Annotated in this window: 4 protein-coding genes; all 4 read right to left on the reverse strand. The window is 67.8% G+C overall.

Annotated elements, in window-relative coordinates; translation table 11 throughout:
- Positions 1 to 991 (reverse strand): UTP--glucose-1-phosphate uridylyltransferase (locus tag ACEQZD_RS13000; RefSeq protein ID WP_370186001.1); only part of this gene is annotated, 991 nt, incomplete at its 3' end.
- A gap of 25 nt (positions 992 to 1,016) precedes the next feature.
- The gene (locus tag ACEQZD_RS13005; protein ID WP_370186003.1) at positions 1,017 to 2,066 is read right to left on the reverse strand and encodes a glycosyl hydrolase family 8; all 1,050 of its coding nucleotides are present in this window, start codon (positions 2,064 to 2,066) and stop codon (positions 1,017 to 1,019) included.
- 45 nt (positions 2,067 to 2,111) lie between these two features.
- Positions 2,112 to 2,579 (reverse strand): cellulose biosynthesis protein BcsD, encoded by a 468-nt coding sequence (gene bcsD, locus ACEQZD_RS13010; RefSeq protein WP_370186005.1) that lies wholly within the window; start codon positions 2,577 to 2,579, stop codon positions 2,112 to 2,114.
- A gap of 1 nt (position 2,580) precedes the next feature.
- Positions 2,581 to 5,031 (reverse strand): cellulose synthase subunit BcsC-related outer membrane protein (locus tag ACEQZD_RS13015; RefSeq protein ID WP_370186006.1); only part of this gene is annotated, 2,451 nt, incomplete at its 5' end.

The raw sequence follows: 5,031 nt of genomic DNA on the forward strand, positions 1-5,031 counted from the left end.
CCGCCCGCGAAAGGCCGGCCTCGCCGGCCGGCGGGATACCAGAGGCGTCGGGAGAAGCGTATTTAGAGGGGGCTCTGGGATCCTGCCGGTCGCTTTGCGACCTTTCGCGGGCTGGGCCCGCTCCCACAAGGCCCCCTCCCACAATGATCTCAGCGAGATCGGGGTGCTTGGCGGCGTAGTGGAGGATCGCCTGGAGGTAGCCGGCCTTGCTGCCGCAGTCGAAGGTGCGGCCGCGCATGGCGTAGGCTTCCACCGGCTGGCGGGCGATCAGGTCGGCGATCGCGTCGGTGAGCTGAATCTCGCCGCCGGCGCCCGGCGCGGTGTCGGCGAGCAGGCCCATGATGCCCGCGGGCAGCACATAGCGGCCCACCACCGACAGGTTGGAGGGCGCGTCGGCGGGCTTGGGCTTCTCCACCACCGCGCGCATCGGCGCGCTCGCCCCCGGCGCCGGTGACGGGCCGTCCAGCTCGGCGATGCCGTACTGGTCGACGCGGTCGTCGGGCACCGCCTCCACCATGATCTGGGCGGCGCCGCTATTCTCGAAGCGGCGCACCATGGCGGTCAGGTCGTCGGTATCGTCCAGCGCGTCCACCAGCACGTCGGGCAGAATCACCACGAACGGCTCATCGCCCACCAGCTGGTGGGCGGCGTGCACCGCATGGCCCAGGCCCAGCGGCGGGCCCTGGCGCACGCTCACCACCTGCACGCCGTCCGGCAGCGGGTGGCGCACCTGTTCCAGCAGGTCGATTTTGCCTTTGGCCTCCAGCTGCGCTTCCAGCTCCGGGTGACCGTCGAAATAGTTCTCCACCGCGCTCTTGCTGGCGTGGCTGACCAGAATGATTTCGGTCATGCCCGCGCGCACCGCCTCCTCCACCACATAGGCGATGGCCGGCCGGTCCACCACCGGCAGCATCTCTTTGGGGATCGACTTGGACGCCGGCAGCATGCGGGTGCCGAAGCCGGCCACGGGAATCACGGCTTTACGAATCACGGGGTCTCTTACCTCCTTGTAGGGCTCACCGGGTAGGAGTCGCCTGGGACAATGTGGGTTCCGGAAGGAAGGCCGCCAACATTGATAAAATAAGTAAAGAAGCGGAGTAGTAGTCGTCTTCCGGACGAAGCTGTTGCGGCAGTTTACCCGGCATCCCTAGTAACAGCGAGCGTACCGCCAGGCCGCCCCGGGACAGGGGATACTCGGCGGTTTCCCCATTGATCAGGTTGACCCATGCCGCCGGCTCCCTGCCGACTGGCGATTGCCAGTAGGCCCGAATCGAAGCCATCCCCGCCTCTCGGCGGCGCCCTGCCCAGACCACATAGAGCGGTACGCGAATAGCTTCGAAGCCAAACCGGGGCGGCCAGTCCTGCGCCACCTCGAGGCGGCCGTCCTGGTATACGGTGAGCCAGTCCGGCGGCAAAGCATGGTCGCCGAAACGGGCCTCGCGCAGCAGTCGCTCGCCGTCCAGCAGCAAGCGCCGCCAGGGGCCGCCCGGGTCCACGTTCGCGAACTCCCGCAACGCCGGCATCACCCAATAGGACAGGTTCACGATCACCCGGTCCTCGCGCACGAAGCCGTCGCGGGCCGGCAACAGCAGCGCGTAGCCACCGTAATCCCGAATCAGATGCCGCTGGATCGCCTGACGAAGGCGGATCGAAAGGTGCTCGTACTCCGGTTCCCGCCACTTGTAGGCGGCCCGGTGCAACGCCCAGGCGATCAGCAGGTCGCCGTCGCTGGCGTTGTTCAGGTCTTGTACCGGCGGCGTTTGATCCGGCTGGTAGCGCCACGCCAGCAGCCCACTGTCGAGCACATCCAGGTTGGCCTGAGTCCAGGACCAGAGCGCGTCGAAGCGGGCCCGGTCGTTGAACGCCTCGGCGAACAACATGGCCCAGCCCTGCCCCTCGGTGTGAGTAACGTTGTTGTTGCCGGTGTCCAGAACCCGGCCTTCGTCGGTAATAAAGCGCGCCGCGTAATCACGCCAAATCGAGTAACGCTCTTCAGCGCCGGCGGGGCTGTTGAAGCCGGCGAACAACGTCAGACACAGCAGCACGGGCCAACAGCGCCGTGCCAAGGGTCCGACCGTCCCTGGTCGTGTGTGCATGGTTATCTCCATGTTTTATCGGCCGTAACAGAATTCCATCGGTTCCCCGGAGGCCGCGGTGAGCATTTTCACCGACACCTCCCCGCCGCCCTGGCCGCGCAGCCAGCGTTCGTAGAGCCCTTCCAACAGCGACGCCATGGCCAGCGGCCACGGGCAGCCCGGGCGCTTGTCCAGTTCCGGCCAGGCGCCGTGCAGGATAGTGATCATGTTCTGCTGGGCGGAGAACAAACACCAGCCCCAGTTCATTCGGCGCAGGCGCTCGTTAATCGCTGTCTCCAGCCCTTCCAGGGTGTCCTGCTCCGCCAGTGGCAGCCGCTCGGCCAGCCGGTGACCCAGGTGGCGAAAGAATTCCAGCGACTCGTCGTGCCCGGAAAGCTGGCCCAGCTCGCCGACCAGGATCGACAGAAAGTCCCGCCACTGTGGCACGCACTGCTGATCCCGGTAGTACGCGAGGCTGCGCGCCATGATCGCATCGCGGTCCATATTATTCCTCCAGGGTGTAATTCAGGTTCACCGACGCCTTGGTTTCCGAATAGTCGCCGAAGGTGTCGTAACCCAGCCGGGTGCCCAGCTTGAGCCCCGGCGACAACCGATAATCCAGGCCCGCGCCCAGGTTGACGCCGAAGCCGCTTTTACTCTCGGCGGCGTAGTAAGCGCTGTCGATCACGCCGGACGAGGCGAGGATTTCCATCCAGAACTGCTCCTCCGCCAGGGTTGGGAAAAACGCCGCCGCGTCGCTGCTGTAGCTTTGGAAACCGGGCGCGAATTTGGCGCTCCAGGTCCAACGGCGATAGTCCTCCGAGTACTCAATCGGGAACGACAGGCTGACGTAATCCTGCGGGCTGAAATAACCGCCGTGACCGTAGGTGAACTTGCTGAGGTTCTCGTCGAAGCTCATGTAGCGCACGTTGACCCCGGTCTTGAGCTCGCGGTCGTCCTCACGGACCGGCCGTAGATAACCGCCCAACGACGCCTCCACCGACTGGTTATCCGCCACGGTGTGGCCGTCGTAATCGTAGAAGCCCAGGTCGCCGTACAGCCCCAGCGGTCCGTTATCGAACGTCAGACCGAGGCGCGCGCCGGTGCGCGTCACGCCACCCCAGCGATCGCCGGTGGCCGGGTCCTCGACACCGGCGTAGGACAACAGGCTGTCTGTGACCGCGCGGCGCTCGCCAGCGAGAACAAAGCGCCCGTTGCGCCCCAGCCGGGGTGTCCAACTGATCCCGCCCACCAGGTTGGTGACCTCGAACCCGAACGGCGTACTGCCGATATCGGCGGCGAACGCCTGACCTTGATAGCCGAAGCCGACGCCCATGCCCGCCTCGGTCTGGTTGCCGGCGGCGGCGCCACGGGCGTAGCCGTTGGCGCGCGCCTGCAGCCCGCCGATCAGATCGCGCACCGCCTGCGAACGGGCCTCGAACTCTTCCGGGGTGTCCGCTTCCAGGGAGAAGTCGGCGCTGCCGAAATTGGCCACCAGGAAACGGTCCACGAAGGCGCGCTGCTCGCCGGAGAGCGCGTCCAGGTCGATGCCCACTTCGTACAGCACGTTGCGGGAGGTGGCGCTTTCAAACTGGTTCGACGCCTGCTCACGCTGGGTTTGGCGTTCGGCCAACTGGTCTGCCCGCTGGTCCCGCTGCGCCTCCAGGGCCGCCAATTCTTCCTCGGTGATCAGATCCTCGTCGGCGTCCTCATCATCCGGATCCGGGGGCACCTGGTTCTCGAACTCATCCAGCGCCTCCTGGTAAGCAGTGTCCGCGCCCTGGAACGCGACTTCAGCCGCTTCAAACGCGCTCTGGGCGGCTTCCAGCTGCTCGGCGCTCTGCCCCACTTCGGCGATCAGGTCGTAGGCGCCGTCCAGAGTACCGGCCAGGGAGGCGGCGCCCTCGGACAGCGGGCCGAAACCGAACCGTTCACTGGCGGAACCGCTCACCGAGCCCGCGTTCAGGAAGGTGGGCGTGACCGCGCCCCGGAATCGGCCGCCCCGGAACGGCACGCCGGAAAACGCCAGTTCGCCGCTTACTTCGGTGAGTTCGCTGAGGCCGGACTCGCCGTCCCGGTTGCGCAGGCCCAGGCCGGTTTCCAGGCGCGGCGCCACGTCCCGGTGCACTTCCTCGCGGAAGCGGTCGATACGCGCTTCGGCCCGGGCGCTTTCCTGCACCGGCGTCGGCGCTGGTGCCGGGCGGGATACCGCGCCGGGCTGGTAGTACCCGGCGGAAGGCGTCGAGGCGGCCACCGCCTGCTCGCGCACCGGCGGCTGCCAGTGCTGGCCTCTGTTACCGGAAGACACGTTGCCCGGTAGCCAGACATCAGTGCGGGTGCCGTCGTTGTCGTCGCCGTCGGCGAGCGCCAGCCAGCGATTTTCCGGCGTCTTGCCGGCGGTCTTGCGGAACGGGTTGGCGCTGCCCGCCAGCGCCGCCGGAGCGCCGCCGCGGTTGGCGCGGTAGTGGGCGTCCGCCGCCCTGTCCGCCAGAGTCAGCGCGCTGCGGGTATCGCCGGACCGGCGCGCGGTGCGCGCCGCCAGCAACAGCAGCTCGCCGTCTTCCAGCGGCGCCGCCTCCTCCAGCAGCTGCTCCGCCCGATCCACGTCGTCCATCGCGAGGGCGTTGGCCACCGCCGCGCGGCGCGCCGGCAACTGCGGGCCGGGGCGGGCCAGCAGCCAGTCATAGGTGGTGGCCGCTTCCCGGTGCAGGCCGCCTTCCTGGTAAACCCGGCCCAGCGCCAGCACCAGCTCTTCGTTATCCGGGTCCGAGGACAGCGCCATCACCGCCTCGTCATAGGCGCGCGCGAAATCACCGCCCTGACGGGCGTGGTCCACCGCCGCCACCGACAGGGTCCGGCGCGCATCGGCGAACGCCTCCGCGCCACCAGGCTGCTGTTCCGAGCGCCGCTGAAGCTCGCGCAGCAGCTCGCCGGCTTCGCGGTCGTAGCCCAGCCG

It is taken from the genome of Alloalcanivorax sp. (assembly GCF_964221125.1).
GTDB classification, from domain to species: Bacteria; Pseudomonadota; Gammaproteobacteria; order Pseudomonadales; family Alcanivoracaceae; genus Alloalcanivorax; species Alloalcanivorax venustensis.